General features: G+C 63.1%; 17 protein-coding genes and 2 pseudogenes. 11 read left to right on the top strand and 8 right to left on the bottom strand.

From position 1 onward, the window contains the following. Positions 1–26: 26 nt before the first annotated feature. From hydA to GT370_RS03195, 3 genes and pseudogenes are all read right to left on the bottom strand, one after another. Positions 27–1,489, bottom strand: a pseudogene (gene hydA / locus GT370_RS03185) (dihydropyrimidinase). Continuing rightward, positions 1,486–1,869: a TetR family transcriptional regulator C-terminal domain-containing protein gene (locus GT370_RS03190; protein ID WP_270183887.1), complete on the bottom strand. Its 384-nt coding sequence runs from the start codon at positions 1,867–1,869 to the stop codon at positions 1,486–1,488. The pseudogene hydA and the gene GT370_RS03190 overlap by 4 nt, the downstream one beginning before the upstream one ends. Next, a complete protein-coding gene (locus GT370_RS03195; protein WP_270183888.1) occupies positions 1,866–2,144 on the bottom strand; it encodes a TetR/AcrR family transcriptional regulator in 279 nt (92 codons plus the stop codon). Before GT370_RS03195 ends, GT370_RS03190 begins: the two co-directional genes overlap by 4 nt. A gap of 112 nt (positions 2,145–2,256) precedes the next feature. Here GT370_RS03195 and GT370_RS03200 point away from each other — a divergent pair, with 112 nt between their 5' ends. From GT370_RS03200 to GT370_RS03230, 7 genes and pseudogenes are all read left to right on the top strand, one after another. Then, complete coding sequence (locus tag GT370_RS03200) at positions 2,257–3,636, top strand: NAD(P)-dependent oxidoreductase (protein WP_008493252.1); 1,380 nt, start codon at positions 2,257–2,259, stop codon at positions 3,634–3,636. Further along, positions 3,629–4,899 (top strand): annotated as a pseudogene (preA, locus tag GT370_RS03205) (NAD-dependent dihydropyrimidine dehydrogenase subunit PreA). Before GT370_RS03200 ends, preA begins: the two are co-directional and overlap by 8 nt. Continuing rightward, entirely contained in the window at positions 4,896–6,152 is a 1,257-nt protein-coding gene (locus GT370_RS03210) for a M20 family metallo-hydrolase (protein WP_008493250.1), read from the top strand. Before preA ends, GT370_RS03210 begins: the two are co-directional and overlap by 4 nt. 14 nt (positions 6,153–6,166) lie before the next feature. Next, positions 6,167–6,934 carry an ABC transporter ATP-binding protein gene (locus tag GT370_RS03215; RefSeq protein WP_039885042.1) on the top strand — a complete coding sequence of 256 codons (768 nt, stop codon included), beginning with the start codon at positions 6,167–6,169 and terminating at the stop codon, positions 6,932–6,934. Next, complete coding sequence (locus tag GT370_RS03220) at positions 6,927–7,709, top strand: ABC transporter permease (RefSeq protein WP_026438864.1); 783 nt, start codon at positions 6,927–6,929, stop codon at positions 7,707–7,709. The genes GT370_RS03215 and GT370_RS03220 overlap by 8 nt, the downstream gene beginning before the upstream one ends. After that, positions 7,706–8,548 carry an ABC transporter permease gene (locus tag GT370_RS03225; RefSeq protein ID WP_240376542.1) on the top strand — a complete coding sequence of 281 codons (843 nt, stop codon included), beginning with the start codon at positions 7,706–7,708 and terminating at the stop codon, positions 8,546–8,548. Before GT370_RS03220 ends, GT370_RS03225 begins: the two co-directional genes overlap by 4 nt. A 27-nt stretch (positions 8,549–8,575) precedes the next feature. Next, a complete protein-coding gene (locus tag GT370_RS03230; RefSeq protein ID WP_008493245.1) occupies positions 8,576–9,586 on the top strand; it encodes an ABC transporter substrate-binding protein in 1,011 nt (336 codons plus the stop codon). Here the strand turns inward: GT370_RS03230 and GT370_RS03235 are convergent, their stop codons facing one another. Beyond that, positions 9,587–10,135, bottom strand: coding sequence for a TetR/AcrR family transcriptional regulator (locus GT370_RS03235; RefSeq protein ID WP_270183889.1), 549 nt, complete (start codon positions 10,133–10,135; stop codon positions 9,587–9,589). Between the two features lie 160 nt (positions 10,136–10,295). On the opposite strand from GT370_RS03235, the gene GT370_RS03240 reads away from it, so the two are divergent. Together GT370_RS03240 and GT370_RS03245 are read left to right on the top strand one after the other, a co-directional pair. Beyond that, positions 10,296–11,135, top strand: coding sequence for an enoyl-CoA hydratase/isomerase family protein (locus GT370_RS03240; RefSeq protein ID WP_270183890.1), 840 nt, complete (start codon positions 10,296–10,298; stop codon positions 11,133–11,135). After that, positions 11,117–11,893, top strand: coding sequence for an enoyl-CoA hydratase-related protein (locus GT370_RS03245; RefSeq protein WP_008493242.1), 777 nt, complete (start codon positions 11,117–11,119; stop codon positions 11,891–11,893). Before GT370_RS03240 ends, GT370_RS03245 begins: the two co-directional genes overlap by 19 nt. 61 nt (positions 11,894–11,954) lie before the next feature. Here GT370_RS03245 and GT370_RS03250 read toward each other — a convergent pair. From GT370_RS03250 to GT370_RS03260, 3 genes are all read right to left on the bottom strand, one after another. Continuing rightward, positions 11,955–12,709, bottom strand: a protein-coding gene (locus GT370_RS03250) for an IS5 family transposase (RefSeq protein ID WP_144052895.1) whose coding sequence is annotated in 2 segments (ribosomal slippage) — positions 11,955–12,376 and positions 12,376–12,709 — 756 coding nt in all. Because the reading frame shifts where the segments join, the coding sequence is not laid out codon by codon here. A gap of 247 nt (positions 12,710–12,956) precedes the next feature. Next, positions 12,957–13,868 (bottom strand): GDP-mannose 4,6-dehydratase, encoded by a 912-nt coding sequence (locus tag GT370_RS03255; RefSeq protein ID WP_008493241.1) that lies wholly within the window; start codon positions 13,866–13,868, stop codon positions 12,957–12,959. Continuing rightward, on the bottom strand, positions 13,865–14,842 hold the full coding sequence (locus tag GT370_RS03260) for a GDP-mannose 4,6-dehydratase (RefSeq protein WP_008493240.1): 978 nt from the start codon (positions 14,840–14,842) through the stop codon (positions 13,865–13,867). Before GT370_RS03260 ends, GT370_RS03255 begins: the two co-directional genes overlap by 4 nt. 197 nt (positions 14,843–15,039) lie before the next feature. Here GT370_RS03260 and GT370_RS03265 point away from each other — a divergent pair, with 197 nt between their 5' ends. Beyond that, on the top strand, positions 15,040–15,438 hold the full coding sequence (locus GT370_RS03265; protein WP_083878497.1) for a baeRF12 domain-containing protein: 399 nt from the start codon (positions 15,040–15,042) through the stop codon (positions 15,436–15,438). A gap of 89 nt (positions 15,439–15,527) precedes the next feature. Next, a complete protein-coding gene (locus GT370_RS03270; protein ID WP_333490011.1) occupies positions 15,528–16,091 on the top strand; it encodes a ferritin-like domain-containing protein in 564 nt (187 codons plus the stop codon). A gap of 143 nt (positions 16,092–16,234) precedes the next feature. Here GT370_RS03270 and GT370_RS03275 read toward each other — a convergent pair whose 3' ends face one another. Continuing rightward, entirely contained in the window at positions 16,235–16,678 is a 444-nt protein-coding gene (locus GT370_RS03275; protein WP_270183891.1) for a DNA polymerase III subunit chi, read from the bottom strand. Between the last annotated feature and the right edge of the window lies 1 nt (position 16,679).

Consider the following 16,679-nt stretch of genomic DNA (forward strand, 5'->3'; position numbering starts at 1 on the left):
TTCAAAAACGCCCCACGTCTTTCGCTTTAAGGCGTCACCGCCACCGCCGGCTCCCGCAGAACGGCCTGCGGCGCGGCAAGCCGGTTGCGGATCTCCTGCGCCCGCAGCACCGGCGTATAGCAAGGCCGTTCGATATAGCGCCCGGCCCCGCGCTCAGCCCGCAAATCCCCCTCGCTATACACAAGCTTCCCCGCCGCGATGGTGTGGCGCGCCAGCCCGGTCACCTCCATCCCCTCATACATATTCACATCCACCTGTTGATGCTGGGTCCTCGCCGAGATCACCCGGCGCGCCTTCGGATCCCACACCACCAGATCCGCATCCGCCCCCACCGCAACCGCGCCCTTGCGCGGATAGATGTTGAAAATCTGCGCCGTGTTGGTGGAGGTGATGCGCACGAATTCCTGGGGCGTAATCCGCCCGCTGCCGACACCGTGGTGCCAGAGCACGCTCATCCGGTCCTCGATGCCGCCAGTGCCGTTGGGAATGGCGGTGAAGTTCTCCCGCCCCGCCGCCTTCTGCGCGGCGCGGAAACAGCAATGATCCGTCGCCGTGGTCTGCAACTGCCCGGACGCCAGCCCCGCCCACAACGCTTTTTGATGATGCTTGGGCCGGAAGGGCGGGCTCATCACATGCGCGGCGGCAAAATCCCAATCCGGGTTTTGGTAGACACTCTCATCCACCACCAGATGCTGTGCGAGCACCTCACCATAGACACGCTGCCCCGCCGCCCGCGCCCGGGCGATGGCATTCGTCGCCTCCGCCGTCGAGACATGCACGATATAAACCGGCACGCCGAGCACATTCGCAATCGCAATCGCCCGCTCCGCCGCTTCGCCCTCCACCGCCGGCGGGCGCGAGAGCGGATGCCCCTCCGGCCCGGTAATCCCTGCGCCAGCAAAGCCCGCTGCAGATGATACACCGCCTCGCCATTCTCGGCATGCACGGTCGGAATCGCGCCCAGCTCCAGCGCCCGGGCGAAGCTGTTCAGCAGCACATGGTCATCCGCCATGATGGCGCCCTTATAGGCCATGAAATGCTTGAAGCTGTTTACCCCATGCTCGCGCGCCAGAATGCCCATCTCCTCGGCCACGCGCGCGGACCATGAGGTGATGGCGACGTGAAAGCCGTAATCCGAACAGGATTTCTCCGCCCAGCGCCGCGAGGTCTTGAAAATCTCCAGCGGTGAATCGTTGGGGCCGGGAATGGCGAAATCGATAATCATCGTCGTCCCGCCCGCCAGCCCCGCCGCGGTGCCGGTGTAAAAATCATCAGAGGCGGTGGTGCCCATGAAGGGCAGCTCCATATGGGTGTGCGGGTCGATCCCGCCCGGAATCACGTAGGCTTCCCCGGCCTCGACAATCTCCGTGCCTACGGGGGCGTCCAGCCTTTCGCCGATGGCGATGATCTTGCCGTCCGCGCACAGCACGTCGGCCCGGTGCTGATGCTCGGCGGTGAGAACCGTGCCGCCGCGAATGAGTAGGCTCATGCTCTGTGCTCCTTGAGGGGAAACTCCAGCCCGCAGCCGCGTAAGGTGAGGCGCAGGATCAGGTCTTCGGCAATCGCGAAATCCTCCTCCAGCAGCGCCTCACGCCCGAGCACGGTGCGGATTTGAGTGTCGAAATCGGCGTAGGTCTGGGTCATCGCCCAGAGCAGGAAAAACAGGTGCCGCGCATCAACGGGCTCCATCTGGCCTTTTTCCATCCAGCCTTGCAGCACCTGGGTTTTCCGCGCCACCACCAGCCGCAGCTCCTCGCCCAGATAGGACTGCAGATGCACCGCCCCATGCAGCACCTCATTGGCGAACACTTTCGAGGCGTAGGGGCGCGTGCGCGAGTAGGCGAGTTTCGCTTTGATGTAGGCGCTCAAGGCCTGGGCGGGGCGGCGGAGGCGGTGATGCCCTCTGCCGCCTCCAGCCAGAGCCGCATGATATTCTGCAGCACCGCCTTATAAAGCCCTTCCTTGGTGCCGAAATGATAATGCAGGTTGGCCGAAGGCAGCCCCGCCGCCGCCGCCAGCGCGGACATGGTGGCGCCGCCAAACCCGGCCGTTGCAAAAACCTGCTCGGCGGCGGCGAGAATACGCTGCTCCGCCTGTTCGCTGCGGGCCTGGCGCGGTTTTGCGGGTTTATGCGTCAACTGCATAAAATTTATCCTGATTTTCGCGGATATATTTCTGTTTCGCTATCTTGATAAACAACTTGACTGTTTAATCAGCTTTGGTCAAGCTGGATTTGCGATCCAATCGGGAGCTTTCATGAGCGCCACCGGAGACTCTGTTTATAATTTGGGCGGTGGCGATATTGCCGCGTCGCGCGTGCCTGTAGCGCGCCTGGCGGAATGTTTCGCCGATGCGCACCCGCTGCTGAGCCGCGACGAAGCCGCTATCGAAGCCGCGCGCTGTTATTTCTGCTACGACGCGCCCTGCATCGCCGCATGCCCGACCAGCATCGACATTCCCGGCTTCATCCGCGCCATCGCCACCGACAATCTCGCAGGCGCTGGACGCAAAATTCTAGAAGCGAACATTCTCGGCGGCGCCTGCGCGCGGGTCTGCCCGACGGAAATTCTTTGCGAGGGCGCCTGCGTGCGCACCGCCCAGCAGCATAAGCCGGTGGAGATCGGCGCGCTGCAACGCGTCGCCACAGATGCCGCCATGGCCCGCGCGGCGGCGAGCGGTCAGCATCCTTTCACCCGCGCGCCGTCCACGGGCAAACGCGTCGCCATCCTCGGCGCTGGCCCGGCCGGCCTCGCCTGCGCGCATGAGCTGGCCAAACAAGGCCATGCTGTCGCCATTTTTGATGCCAAGCCCAAGCCCGGCGGGCTCAATGAATACGGCATCGCTGCCTACAAGATGGCGGACGACTTCGCCGCCCGCGAAGTCGCGTTCATCATCTCCATCGGCGGTATCGAGATCATTCCCAACCAGGCGCTGGGGCGGGAACTCGATCTCGGCACGCTGCGCCGGGATTATGATGCGGTGTGTCTCGCCATCGGCCAGTCCGGCGTGAAGGCGCTCGCCATTCCCGGCGAGGAACTGCAAGGCGTGATGGATGCCGTGCGTTTCATCGAAAATCTTCGCCAATCCAGCGACAAATCGGACGTGCCGGTCGGCCGCCATGTGGTGGTGATCGGCGGTGGCAATACCGCTATCGACGCTGCCGTGCAAGCCAAGAGGCTCGGCGCGGAGCAGGTGAGTCTGGTCTATCGCCGTGGCCGCGAGGATATGCCGGCCACCGCCGTGGAGCAGGATTGGGCCCTGGTGAACGGGGTGGATTTCCGCCATTGGGCGGCGCCCGTGGCGCTGGAAGGGCAGGGGGCGGTGCAACGCATCCGCTTTGCCCGCACCAAGCTGGACGATGGCAGGTTGGTCCTGGGCGAGGATGGCTATATCTTACGCGCCGACATGGTTCTGAAAGCCGTCGGCCAGAGCCTGGAGATTTCGGAAGACGAAGCCTTGCCCGCAATCCGCGCCGGCCGCATCGTGGTGAATGAAGATCTGCAAACCTCGCTGCCCGGGGTTTTCGCAGGCGGGGACTGCATCCCCGGCCAGGATCTCACCGTCCAGGCCGTGGCCGATGGCAAGCGCGCCGCGCAAAGCATCAACGCCTACATGAAAGGCGAACTCAATGGCTGATCTGCACATCGATTTCGCCGGCATCAAGGCACCCAATCCGTTCTGGCTCGCCTCCGCCCCACCCACCGACAAAGCCTATAATGTCGAGCGCGCCTTCAAGGCCGGCTGGGGCGGGGTGGTGTGGAAAACGCTGGGCGAGGATCCGCCGGTGGTGAATGTCAGTTCCCGCTATGGCGCCATTGGCTATAACGGCCAGCGTCTGATGGGCATGAATAATATCGAGTTGATTACGGATCGTCCTCTGCACCTCAATCTCGACGAAATCCGCACGGTGAAACGCAACTGGCCGGACCGCGCCGTCGTGGTCAGCCTGATGGTGCCGTGTGAGGAGGAGAGTTGGAAGCGCATCCTGCCGCTGGTGGAAGCCACGGGCGCTGACGGCATCGAACTGAATTTTGGCTGTCCGCACGGCATGAGCGAGCGCGGCATGGGCGCTGCCGTCGGCCAGGTGCCGGATTATGTCGAGATGGTCACGCGCTGGTGCAAACAATATAGCCGGATGCCGGTGATCGTGAAACTCACGCCCAACATCACGGATATTCTCAAACCCGCCGAAGCCGCCCGGCGTGGCGGTGCGGATGCTGTCAGCCTCATCAACACCATCACTTCCATCACCGGGGTGGATCTCGACAATATGGTGCCGGAACCCGCCGTTGATGGCCTCGGCACCCATGGCGGCTATTGCGGCCCGGCGGTGAAGCCCATCGCGCTGCGCATGGTCGGTGAAATTGCTCGCTCCCTCAAGGGCCTGCCTATCTCCGGCATTGGCGGCATCTCAAGCTGGCGCGACGCGGCGGAGTTCCTGGCTCTGGGGCGGGCAGTGTGCAGGTTTGCACCGCCGCCATGCATTACGGGTTTCGTATCGTCGAAGACATGATCAGCGGTCTCTCCAACTGGATGGATGAGAAAGGCTATGCGTGCATCGAAGATGTCACCGGCCGCGCGGTGAAGAATTTCGTGCATTGGAACGACCTGAACCTGGCCTGGAAAACCATCGCCAGCATCGACCCCACCGCCTGCATCGGCTGCGGGCTGTGCCATATCGCTTGCGAGGATACGGCTCATCAGGCAATCAAGCTGCAAGAGACCGGCGAGAAGAGGATTTACGAGGTGATCGATGATGAATGTGTCGGCTGCAATCTTTGTTCGCATGTGTGCCCGGTGAGCGGCTGCATCACCATGGTCCCGCAGGCGACGGCAACGCATCTCACCTGGAAGCAGCATCCGAATAACCCGATGCGCGTGGCGGAGCCAGCCCAATGAACACCAACCTACGCGTGGATGCCGCCCGTCTCTGGGAGACCATCATCGAGACCGCGAAAATCGGCGGCACGGAAAAAGGCGGCGTCAAACGCCTGACGCTGACGGACCTCGACGCCCAGGTCCGCCACTGGCTGATCGATAAATGCACCGCCGCGGGCTGCGACGTTTCCTATGACGATATGGGCAACATCTTCGCCCGCCGGCCGGGTAAGGATAACAGCCTGCCGCCGATCGCCATCGGCAGCCATCTCGACACCCAGCCGACCGGCGGCAAGTTTGACGGCATCATTGGCGTGCTCGCCGGGCTGGAAGTGCTGCGTAGCCTCAACGATGCGGGCATCGAGACCAACGCCCCGATCGAGCTGATTGACTGGACCAACGAGGAAGGCGCGCGCTTTGCCCCGGCCATGCTCTCCTCCGGCGTCTTCGCCGGCGTATTCTCGAAGGACTACGCCTACGAGCGCGAGGATTGTGAGGGCCTACGCTTCGGCGATGAGCTCAAGCGTATCGGCTTCGTCGGCGCGGAAGCCTGCGGCGCCCACAAGCTCGCCGCGCATTTCGAGCTGCATATCGAACAGGGGCCGATCCTGGAAGATGAAGGTAAATCCATCGGCATCGTCACCGGCGTGCAGGGGATGCGCTGGTACGGCGTGACGGTAACGGGCATGGATTGCCATGCCGGCACCACGCCCATGCGCATGCGCCAGGATGCGCTGGTCGCTGCCTCCAAGATGATCCAGGTGGTTCAGGCCATCGCCCTGGCGCACGGGCCGGACGCGGTCTCCACCGTCGGCCTCATCGAGGCGCGGCCGAATTCCCGCAACGTCATTCCAGGTGAAGTTTTCTTCAGCATTGATTTTCGCCACCCCAACGATGAGGTTGTGGCGAAAATGGAAAAAGAGGTGAAGGACGCATTCGAGAAAATCCTTCTCGGCACCGGCATCAGCTTCACCTTCGAATGTATATGGGATTCCCCTGCTGTGCATTTCGATTCTGACTGCATCGCCGCCGTCGAGCGCGCCACCACTGATCTCGGCCTTTCCGCGCGCCGCATCGTCTCCGGTGCCGGACATGATTCCGCCTACATCGCCAAAATCGCGCCGACGACGATGATTTTCGTGCCTTGTGAGAAAGGCATCAGCCATAACGAGGCGGAGAGCGCAGAGCCCGCGCATGTCGCCGCCGGCGCGGATGTGCTGCTGCAGGCCGTACTGGCGACAGATGCGCGCCTGGCGCAGAAACACCCGGCATGAACCAAGAGGGCTCGATGAAGCTCCCGGCTGTTTCGGCGCGTGATCTGCGCGTTGAGTTCAAAGGCACGGTCGCACTTGAGAGGATCAGCCTGGACATCGCGCCAGGTGATTTCGTCTCCTTCATCGGCCCTTCCGGCTGCGGCAAGACCACGCTGCTGCGCGCCATCGCTGATCTCGTGCAGCCGACCAGTGGCGAATTGAAGGTGAATGGCGTCAGCGCCGCCGAGGCCAGGCGCGCGCGCGCCTACGGCTATGTATTCCAGGCGCCGGCTCTCTATGCCTGGCGTAATATCGAACGCAATGTGATGCTGCCTCTGGAAATCATGGGGCTACCAAAGCGCGAGAGGCAGGAACGCGCCGCGCGCTATCTTGATCTGGTCGGGCTGACAGGCTTTGCGAAAAAATTTCCCTGGCAACTCTCCGGCGGCATGCAGCAACGCGCTTCCATCGCCAGAGCACTCTCCTTTGAGCCCTCCTTGTTGCTGATGGACGAGCCCTTCGGCGCGCTCGACGAGATCACCCGCGATGGCCTCAACCTGCATCTCCAGGACCTCTGGCGCACGACAGGCCTCACCTGCGGCTTTGTCACCCATTCCATCGATGAGGCGGTGTTTCTCTCCACCCGCATCGTCGTCATGTCGCCGCGCCCGGGCCGGATCGTTGAAATCATTGAGAGCGATCTCCCACGCACCCGTGATCTTGCCTTGCGCGATAGTGCGGTCTTCGCCGATGTCGCGCACCGCGTGCGTGCAGCGCTGCGGGCGGGGCATTCCTATGACTAGATCCGTGCTGCCGGTCGCCACTGTTGCGCTCGCCGCCATCATCCTTTGGTACGCGGCCTCGGCCTTGGTTGGCACAAATCTCCTGCCGCGTCCGGACCAGGTGATCGGCGCGCTTGGTGACAGCATCTTTGGCTGGCCGCTTTCCTCGCCGCGTAACCTGCTCTACCATGCCGGGGTTACGGCGGAGGAGGCGCTGCTGGGCCTCGCCGTGGCGCTCGTGATCGGCGGCGTCATCGCCACGCTGATCGTGCATGTGAAAGCGCTGGACCGCTCCTTGATGCCCTGGGTCATCGCCAGCCAGACTGTGCCGGTGCTCGCCATCGCGCCGATGGTGGTGGTGGTGCTCGGCAATCTCGGCCTCTCTGGCCTGGTCCCGAAAGTTGCCATCGCCGCCTACCTGGCATTCTTTCCCATCGTCGTCGGGCTGGTGAAAGGCATGCGCGCGCCGGAGACAATCCAGTTCGAGTTGCTGCAAACCTACTCGGCGCGCGAGTCCGAGATCTTCTCCAAGCTGCGCCTGCCAGCCTCCGTCGCCTTCCTGTTTCCCTCTCTGCGCGTCTCCGCGGCGCTGGCGGTGATGGGGGCCATCGTCGCGGAATTGCCGACCGGCGCGCAGGCCGGGCTTGGCTCGCGCCTGCTCGCCGGCAGTTATTACGGCCAGACGCTGATGGTCTGGTCCGCGCTGCTGGCGGCTTCCTTGCTTTCCGCCCTCATCCTGGGCGCGATCTCGCTGCTGGAGGCCGGTTTGCGTTGGCAGCGCGGGGGCAGGTTGTGAAATATCTCCTGCTTTCCATCATCTTCAGCATCGTCGCGCTCCTCGCCATGGCCGCCAGCGTGCGCCGGGAGAGCCTCGCCGCGCGCCTCGCCACCCCTGCCATCTTCGGCCTTTGGCTGCTCTGGCTCTGGCAGGCGCTGGTGAAGGGCTTTGCCGTTCCGGCGATTTTGCTCCCCGCCCCCAGCGCCATCTTCACCGCCCTTAGCGCCAATGCCGGCATGCTGGCGGCGGATTTCGTGCAAACCGTGCTGCGCTCCGTGCTGCCCGGCTACATTATCGGCTGCGTAGGCGGATTCCTGCTGGCCCTGGCCATCGACCGTTCGGATTTCCTCAAGCGCGGCCTGATGCCGTTGGGAAACCTCGTCTCCGCCATGCCGATCATCGGCATCGCGCCGATCGCGGTGATGTGGTTCGGCTTTGGCTGGCAATCCAAGGCGGCGGTGGTCGCGGCGATGACGATCTTTCCCATGCTGGTCAACACCACGGCTGGGCTGGGTGAAGCCGGCGTGCTGGAGCGGGAACTGCTGCTGAGCTACGCCGCCTCCTACCCGGTCACGCTACTCAAGCTGCGCCTGCCCGCTGCCCTGCCGCATATTTTCGCAGCGCTGAAGCTGAACTCCACTCTGGCGCTCATCGGCGCGGTGGTCGCGGAGTTTTTCGGCTCGCCGATCCTTGGCCTTGGCTTTCGCATTTCGACAGAAGCCGCCAGCCTCAATCTGGACATCGTCTGGGCCGCCATCCTCATCGTCGCGCTCACCGGCTCGCTCTCTTTCGCCGCCCTGGCGCTGCTGGAGCGGGCGGTGACCTTCTGGCATCCATCCTACCGCAACCCGAACTGAAAAACCCTATAGGAGAGGCTGAAGATCATGAAGAAGACCCTGGCCTGGATGTTGGCGCTGGCCCCGTCGCTTGGTTTCGCATCCGCCGCCTCGGCCGCGGATCATCTGACATTGCAGCTGAAATGGGTCACGCAGGCCCAGTTCGCCGGCTATTACGTCGCCCAGGCCAAGGGGTTTTACAAGGATGCCGGGCTGGACGTGACCATCAAGCCCGGCGGACCGGACATCAACCCCTCCCAGGTCATCGCCGCCGGCGGTGCCGATGTGATCGTGGACTGGATGCCGGACGCACTGGCCGCGCGTGAGAAGGGCGTGCCGCTCGTCAACATCGCCCAGGTTTTTCAGAAATCCGGCCTCGAACTCACCTGCCGCAAGGATAGCGGCGTCACCTCACCGAAGGATTTCAAAGGCAAAATTTTGGGTGTCTGGTTTGCCGGCAACCAATATCCCTTCCTCGCCTGGATGGGCAAGCTCGGCTACACCACCTCCGGCGCCAACCCGGATGTCAAGGTTCTCAAACAAGGCTTCAACGTGCAGCCGCTGCTGCAGAAGCAGGCCGCCTGCATTTCGACGATGAATTATAATGAATATTGGCAGCTGATCGAAGCCGGGATGAAGCCGGACCAGCTCGTCGTCTTCAAGTATCAGAATGAAGGCGTGGCGATGCTCGAAGACGGGCTCTACACCACCGATGCCGAGCTGGCTAACCCGCAGAAGGCGGCCGACCTGGCCAAATTCGTAAAAGCCACGATGCAGGGTTGGGATTATGCCGCCGCCCACCAGGCCGAAGCGGTAAAAATCGTGATGGATAACGACACCGCCGGGGTGCTGGATGCGGCGCATCAGACCAGGATGATGGGCTCCGTCGCCACGCTGCTCACCGACGGCAAGGACAAGGACGGCTATCTCGACCCAGCCGCCTACCAGCGTACGGTGAGCGTGCTGATGGCGGACAAGACCGATCCGGTGATCACCAAACTGCCGGAAGGTGCCTACACGCATAAAATCTACGACGCCGCCTACGGCATCAAGGAGTAACTATCCTCTCGGCTCAATCCCGCGAAGCAGGATATCCACCAGCTTCGCGGCGAGCGGCTCCGGCGGCAGATCGCCTTCGGCCTCCTGCCAGCGCGCCGTCCAGTTCAGCGCGCCGGCCAGGCCAAAGGCGGTCAGCTTCACATCGCTGATCCGCGCCGAGCCATCATCGGACGCCGCTTGCAGAAACCGCCGCAGCGCCTCGTCGATCTCGCGTTTCAGCGCGCGGAACTGCGCCCGGCTCTCCGGCGCCAGCACCTCGTCCCCGGTGCGGATCACGCAGCGCCCGAAATCATCCATGATCACCTGCGCATAGATGCACAGGAAAAGCTTCAGCCGCTCAAGCCCATTGCCTTGCAGCGCCTCGGCCTGCCGCACCGCCTCGCGCAGCCGGCTGATTCCAAGCCGCAGACACTCGAACAGCACCTGCTCCTTCGCCCCCAGATAATGATAGATCAGCGGCTTGGAGATGCCGAGGCTGGCGGCGACATCGTCGAGCGAGGTGGTGTGGTAGCCGCGCTCATTGAACATCCGCACCGCCGCCCGCAGCACAGCATCGCGCTTGGCCGCACGCTCCTGCTCACGCTCGCGCGCATTGCGGAAAGGGGGATCGCGGGCGCGCTCTTATCCATCACATCCAGGCTTCATCTTGACGGGGGCAATGAAGCATGGAACCTACGCGTTAGTAAATAATGTACCAAGAGGTTTGTTCATGAACCCGCCGCCGCCGTTGCTTTTCACCCGCGAAAGCGGGCTTGCCCGCATCACCCTCAACCGCCCAGACGCGGCCAATACGCTGAACCCGGAGATGTCCCGCGCTCTGTTCGACGCCGCCATCGAGTGCGATGAGGATGCCTCCATCCGCGCCGTGCTGCTCACCGGCAATGGTCCGTTGTTTTGCGGCGGCGGCGATATTCACGGCTTCGCCGCGGCGGGGGCGCGGGTCTCGCATCTGGCCAAGGAAATGACCACCATCCTGCATGGCGCCGTCTCCCGCCTGGCGCGCATGGGCAAGCCGCTGGTCGTGGCGGTGAATGGTCCGGCGGCAGGGGCGGGGCTGTCGCTCGCCATGCTGGGGGATATCGTCATCGCCGCGCCCGCCGCGCATTTCACAGTCGCCTATACCGCCATCGGGCTGACGCCGGATCTGGGGGCGAGCTGGTTGCTGCCACGTCTGGTCGGGCTGCGCCGGGCCCAGGAGCTGGCGCTCACCAATCGCCGCGTGGGCGCCCAGGAAGCCGCCGCCATCGGGCTGATCACCCGCGTCGCCGATGACCCGCAGGCCGAGGCGCTGACGGTGGCGCGGACGCTGGCCCAGGGCCGGGCGCGGCGCTGGCCGGCACCAGGGCGCTGCTGGCGCGCAGCCTTTCCACCGGGCTGGAGGAGCAGATGGAATGGGAAGCCCGCGCCATTGCCACCGCCCTGCGCGGCGCGGAAGGGCAGGAGGGCATTGCGGCCTTTCTGGCCAAGCGTGCGCCGGATTTTTCGTAACCATGCTAATCTGGCCGCACCACAAGGAAGGATGCCAAAATCATGGCTTATGAGACGCTGATCGTCGAACAGCATGGCGCGGTGACGCTGGTCACCCTGAACCGGCCGAAAGCGCTGAACGCGCTCAACGCCCAGGTTCTGGCGGATCTCGAAGCCGCCTTCGCCGCGTTCGAGGCGGATGCGGGGCAAGGCTGCCTGGTGCTCACCGGCTCGGAGAAGGCCTTTGCCGCCGGGGCGGACATCAAGGAGATGCAGACCCAGGGCTTCGCCGACATGTACGGGCCGGACAAATTCGCCGGCTATGACCGCATGCTGCGCGCCACCTCCAAGCCCTGGATCGCCGCCGTCTCGGGTTACGCGCTCGGCGGGGGCTGCGAGCTGGCGATGATGGCGGATTACATCCTGGCCGCCGATACCGCGAAATTCGGCCAGCCGGAGATCACGCTCGGCACCGCGCCGGGCATGGGCGGTTCGCAGCGCCTCACCCGCGCCGTCGGCAAGGCGAAGGCGATGCAGATGTGCCTTACAGGCCGGATGATGGGGGCCGAGGAAGCCGAGCGCGCGGGGCTGGTGGCCGAGATCGTCCCGGCGGCGAAGCTGATCGAAACCGCGCTGGCCCAGGCAACGACCATCGCCGGGCTCGGCCCGCTGGCGGTGAAAGCGAACAAGGAGCTGGTCAATGCCGCGTTCGAGACCAGCCTGTCGGAAGGGGTGCGCTTCGAGCGGCGGATGTTCTTCGGCCTGGCGGCGAGCCAGGACAAGCAGGAAGGCATGGCCGCCTTCATCGAGAAGCGCAAGCCGAGCTGGACGGGGAAGTAAAAACCCCCTGTAAAAACGTAAAAGTTTTTTGATGCCGCTTTTTTTCAGGGCTTGTTGACATTCATCGTGAATTGATTGTTGCAGCGGCGAGATAGATCATTGCTTTGAAGGATTGGTCTGTCTTGTCGCTGCGCATGGCGATACGCTTGAACTCCTTGAGTTTGGCGAAAAAGTTTTCGATGAGATGGCGGGCCTTATAGGTCGTTTTGTCATAATCGCGTTTGACGATACGGTTTTTCCGTTGGGGAATGACGGCCTCTGCCTTTTGCTTTTCCAGAGCCTCACGGATCCACTCTACGTCAAATGCCTTGTCGGCAAGCAAAGCGGCAAAGTCCGCCTGCTGGATGAGCGGGGCGACGCCGACAGTGTCAAAATGCTGACCGGGGATAATGACGAAGCGGACCAGATTGCCGAGCGCGTCTGTTAAAGCGACGATTTTGGTCGCCCATCCGGTGACGCTGCGCCCTATGGCCTGGCTTTTGGTCCCCCTTTTGCGCCTTGGCCATGGCGATGGACCTTTACAACCGTGCCGTCGATCATCGCGTATTCCATGTCCGGCTCATCCGATAAGGCCTCGAAAAGCTTCTGAAAAACACCAGCTTTTACCCAGTCACGGTAACGCTTGAACACCGTGTTCCATTTACCAAACCACGGCGGCAGATCACGCCACGGGCTGCCCGTGCGCGCAATCCACAAAACACCTTCAACAAATAAGCGGTTATTCAAACCGCTCCGCCCGGGATCACCCACTTTCCCAAGGCAGTGCGGCTCAATCTTCGCCCATTGGGCGTCAGTCAGGACAAAACGCTCTTCCATGAAAAGCGTGAATCACAAAAGACGTGGTCAGGGGAATCCTTAAATCTCAACAAGCCCCAAAAAAGCGTCAAAAACCTCGAGGTTTTGGCACGGGCGCCACCAAGCCCCCGAACCTTCGCGGCCCTTTCGGACAAAGGGCCGCGGCTTAAAGCATCAAGCTTTTAGCTCGATGCTTTAAGTTTTGTTTTAGCGAGCAATTCCATGTGTTTATCTTGACGCTGGCGCGTCAACCTAAACACATATTGCTCTAGCCAGCTTCCTTGGCCGCCTCCGCGCGCCAATAGGCCAGCGTCGCGGCGAGGGTTTCGCGCATGGCGCGCCGCGGCGCCCAGTTCAGCCGCGCCTTGGCCCGGCTGGCGTCGATCAGGGTATAGCGGATCTCGCCCTGCCGCTGGCGCGCCGCATCCGGCTGCACGGAGATTTCCACGCGCGCCATGCTCAGCAGCATGTCCAGCAGCGTGCCGATGCGCTGCGGCTTGCCGCTGGCGATGTTCAGCACCTCCTTGGGCGCGAAGTCGGGCAAGGCGCAGGCTGCATTATAGGCCGTGCAAATATCGTGAACATCCAGGAAATCTCGCCAGCTATCGAGATTTCCCGTCTTCAGCACCGGCGGCTGCAGCCGCGCCTCGATCCGCGCGATCTGCCGCGCGAAGGCCGGCACCACGAAATCCGGCAGCTGCCCCGGCCCGGTATGGTTGGCCACGCGCAGGCGCAGCAGCTTCAGCCCCGGCAGCGCGGCCAGGGCCTCCTCGGCATTGGCCTTGCTCAGCGCGTAGGGGCCGACCGGCTCGGGCACCGTCGCCTCCGTCACCGCCTCGCCATCGATGAAGGCGCGGCCATAGACTTCCGTGCTGGAGACGAAGATGAAGCGGCAGGCGGGCGCATGCGCCAGCACCGCCTCTGCCAGATTGAGGCTGCCCAGAACATTCACCGTGAAGCTGCGCTCCGGGTTGGCGGCGGCATGGCGGGGCGAGGAAATGCCAGCCAGATGCAGCAAAATATCCGGCTGCGCGGTTGCGATCAGCGCCTCGATGGCCTTCTGGTCGGTAATGTCGAGCGAGGGGGCGAGTAATTCCAGATGCGGTGCCTCTTGGCGCAGATGCGCCAGTAGATGCCGTCCGGCGAAACCGCTGGCGCCGGTGATCAGCAGCCTGGTCATGCGGCGCGCGACAGACGGTGCAGATCGGCCTCCACCATCTCGGCGGCCAGCGCCTCCAGCCCGACCTGCGGCACCCAGCCCAGGGTGAGATGCGCCTTGGCCGCGTCGCCGCGCAGGCAATCCACTTCCGCCGGGCGGAAAAAAGCGGGATTCACCCGTACATGATCCCGGTAATCGAGCCCGGCATGGCGAAAGGCGATCTCGCAGAATGATCGGATGCTCACGCTACGTCCGGTTGCAATGACATAATCTCCCGGACTGTCCTGCTGCATCATCAGCCACATCGCTTTCACATAATCACGGGCATGTCCCCAGTCCCGTGTCGCTTCAAGATTGCCTAGCTCAAGCCCTTGATTCAAGCCCAGCTTGATCCCTGCCACGGCATTTGTAATCTTTCGGGTAACGAATTCCATGCCACGCAATGGGCTCTCATGGTTGAATAAAATGCCGGAAGAGGCGTGCAACCCGAAGCTTTCCCGGTAATTCACGGTAATCCAGTGCCCGGCCAGCTTCGCCACCGCGTAGGGGCTGCGCGGATAGAACGGGGTGGTCTCGCTCTGCAGCGGCGCCTGCGCCTTGCCGAACATTTCCGAGGATGAGGCCTGGTAGAACCGCACCGGGAGGTTGGAGAGCCGGATCGCCTCCAGCAGGTTGAACACCCCCATGCCGGTCACCTCGCCGGTGAGAATCGGTTGCTGCCAGGAGAGCGCGACAAAGCTTTGCGCGCCGAGATTATACACCTCATCGGGCCGCACCCGGGTCAGCAGCCGCAACAGGCTGGAGAGATCGGTCAGATCCCCGTCCAGAATCTCCACTTCGTCCGCGATGCCCAGCCAACGCAACCGCGCACGCGCCTGGTCAGGGTTTGAACAGCGCCGCGCCATGCCGGCGACATGATAGCCCTTCTCCAGCAGCAGCTGCGCCAGATAGGCGCCGTCCTGCCCGGAGATGCCGGTGATCAGGGCGGTTTTCATCGGCGGTCGGCAAGCGAGCGGGGTGGGAGCATGTCGAGCCTCTTCATCTTCTGGGTGGTCATGGGCCTGTAGGTATGATGCAACCATAGGTTGGCGGCTTTATCAATCGTTCCGCCTTCGGATTTTTTTGACCAGGATCAAGGACGCGGCGATTCTGGCGACGCTATTGCTGGTTTAACGCAATAAGGGGAGTGGCCATGCCTACTCATTTGAACACGCTGATCGTCCTGGCCGACGCCGAACATGCGCGGTTCGTGCGGCCCGAACCGGAGGATGACAGCCTGCATTCAAGCGCGCGCGCCGCGCCGCAGGGGGGCACCCCCGGCGCGCGTGAGGACGCCCATGCCCGCGCCCGCGAAATATTGCCGATCTGGGTGGCGACCGAGCTGAACCAGCAGGTGGCGCTCTATGACCAGCTTTATATCGCGGCACCGGCGCACACGCTGAAGGGGATCCGCCTGCATCTCGGCAAGGCCGCGCAAGCCAAGTTGCGGGAGGTTTCGGACAAGGACCTGACCTGGCTGCAGGATCACGAGCTCTGGCCGCATCTGCGCCAATGGCTGTGCCCGGTATATGGCGCGCGGCTGCCGACATGAACAGGTTTCAAGCCGCCCGTCACATTGCGCTGGTTTCATCCGGGCAGCGTCAGGGCCAAGTGGATGTCCGATAGTTTCGGAGATCAATCATGGCCAAGACCCAAGAGAGCGGCAATTATTTCCTACGTGACATGAACGTGCTGCGCGCCCAGGCGCAAAAATCCATCGCGGATGGCGCGGTGACGCCGGATTATAAAAACCCCGCGCGCGCCATCGAACTTCTGCAAGGCGCGCTGGCGACGGAAATCGTCTGTGTGTTGCGCTACACGATGAACTCGATCTCCGTGTCCGGCATCACCTCCAAGAGCGTCGGCGAGGAATTTGCCGAGCACGCGGCGGAGGAGCGCGAGCATATGGAGCGCCTCGCCGAGCGGATCGATCAGCTCGGCGGCACGCCGAATTTCAATCCGGAGGGCCTGGCCTCACGCTCGGCCACGGAATATGGCCATGCCGAGACGCTGACCGAAATGGTGAAAGGCAATCTCGTCGCCGAGCGCGTGGCGATCGAGCATTATCGTGATCTGATCAAATATTTCAGCGAGGCGGGGATCCATCCACCCGTTCGTTGCTGGAAGAGATACTGGCGGATGAGGAAGACCACGCCACCGACATGCTGGATCTGCTTGAAGACGGCGACGTCAGGCCCATCGTAAAGGACTAAAGCGCAAAAGTTTTTGGAGGGCGGCCCTTTTTTCAAAAAGGGCCGCGAAACGTTGGGGGGGGTGGGCACAGGCGCTGCCAACACCCCAGACGTTTTCCGCCCCTTTTTTCAAAAAAGGGGCGGCCCCAAAAACTTTTATCCGGCTTTCACCCAGCCGGACTCTTCCTGCTTCCAGTAAGCCAGCACATGCCCTGCCGCCTTCTCCGCCTTCCAGCGGGCGCGCGCGGCCAGTACCTGCGCCTCGTCATTGCCATCGAACAGATCGAACGCCCGGGCAAACCCCTCCACCGGCGCTTCCACCCCGCCGACGCGAAACAGAAACCGCGCTCCGGCCGGGTTCTGCATGTCCGTGGTCAGGAAGATCGGCTGCAGCTCCGGGTAGGGGGACTGCGCGGTGCCGTGCGGCAGCCAGTCCGGGTTCTGCGCCTGCCACAGCGCATCATCCAGCGCGGCCATCATCGTCTCATCCGGGCAGGCCACCAGCGCCGTCTCGCCGGCCGCCAGCGTGCGCCCGAGCAGCGCCGGCAGCGCCTGCGCCAGCCCCGTCCGGGTGAGGTGATAGAAGCCGATCTCGGCCAAG

Source organism: Acidocella sp. MX-AZ03 (genome assembly GCF_027626035.1).
GTDB classification, from domain to species: domain Bacteria; phylum Pseudomonadota; class Alphaproteobacteria; order Acetobacterales; family Acetobacteraceae; genus Acidocella; species Acidocella facilis.

Bases quoted from the DNA above. Each gene is read 5' to 3' on its own strand.
- GT370_RS03195 (WP_270183888.1), bottom strand. From the start codon at position 2,144: ATGCAGTTGACGCATAAACCCGCAAAACCGCGCCAGGCCCGCAGCGAA.
- GT370_RS03200 (WP_008493252.1), top strand. From the start codon at position 2,257: ATGAGCGCCACCGGAGACTCTGTTTATAATTTGGGCGGTGGCGATATT.
- GT370_RS03210 (WP_008493250.1), top strand. From the start codon at position 4,896: ATGAACACCAACCTACGCGTGGATGCCGCCCGTCTCTGGGAGACCATC.
- GT370_RS03215 (WP_039885042.1), top strand. From the start codon at position 6,167: ATGAAGCTCCCGGCTGTTTCGGCGCGTGATCTGCGCGTTGAGTTCAAA.
- GT370_RS03220 (WP_026438864.1), top strand. From the start codon at position 6,927: ATGACTAGATCCGTGCTGCCGGTCGCCACTGTTGCGCTCGCCGCCATC.
- GT370_RS03230 (WP_008493245.1), top strand. From the start codon at position 8,576: ATGAAGAAGACCCTGGCCTGGATGTTGGCGCTGGCCCCGTCGCTTGGT.
- GT370_RS03240 (WP_270183890.1), top strand. From the start codon at position 10,296: ATGAACCCGCCGCCGCCGTTGCTTTTCACCCGCGAAAGCGGGCTTGCC.
- GT370_RS03245 (WP_008493242.1), top strand. From the start codon at position 11,117: ATGGCTTATGAGACGCTGATCGTCGAACAGCATGGCGCGGTGACGCTG.
- GT370_RS03255 (WP_008493241.1), bottom strand. From the start codon at position 13,868: ATGACCAGGCTGCTGATCACCGGCGCCAGCGGTTTCGCCGGACGGCAT.
- GT370_RS03260 (WP_008493240.1), bottom strand. From the start codon at position 14,842: ATGAAAACCGCCCTGATCACCGGCATCTCCGGGCAGGACGGCGCCTAT.
- GT370_RS03265 (WP_083878497.1), top strand. From the start codon at position 15,040: ATGCCTACTCATTTGAACACGCTGATCGTCCTGGCCGACGCCGAACAT.
- GT370_RS03270 (WP_333490011.1), top strand. From the start codon at position 15,528: ATGGCCAAGACCCAAGAGAGCGGCAATTATTTCCTACGTGACATGAAC.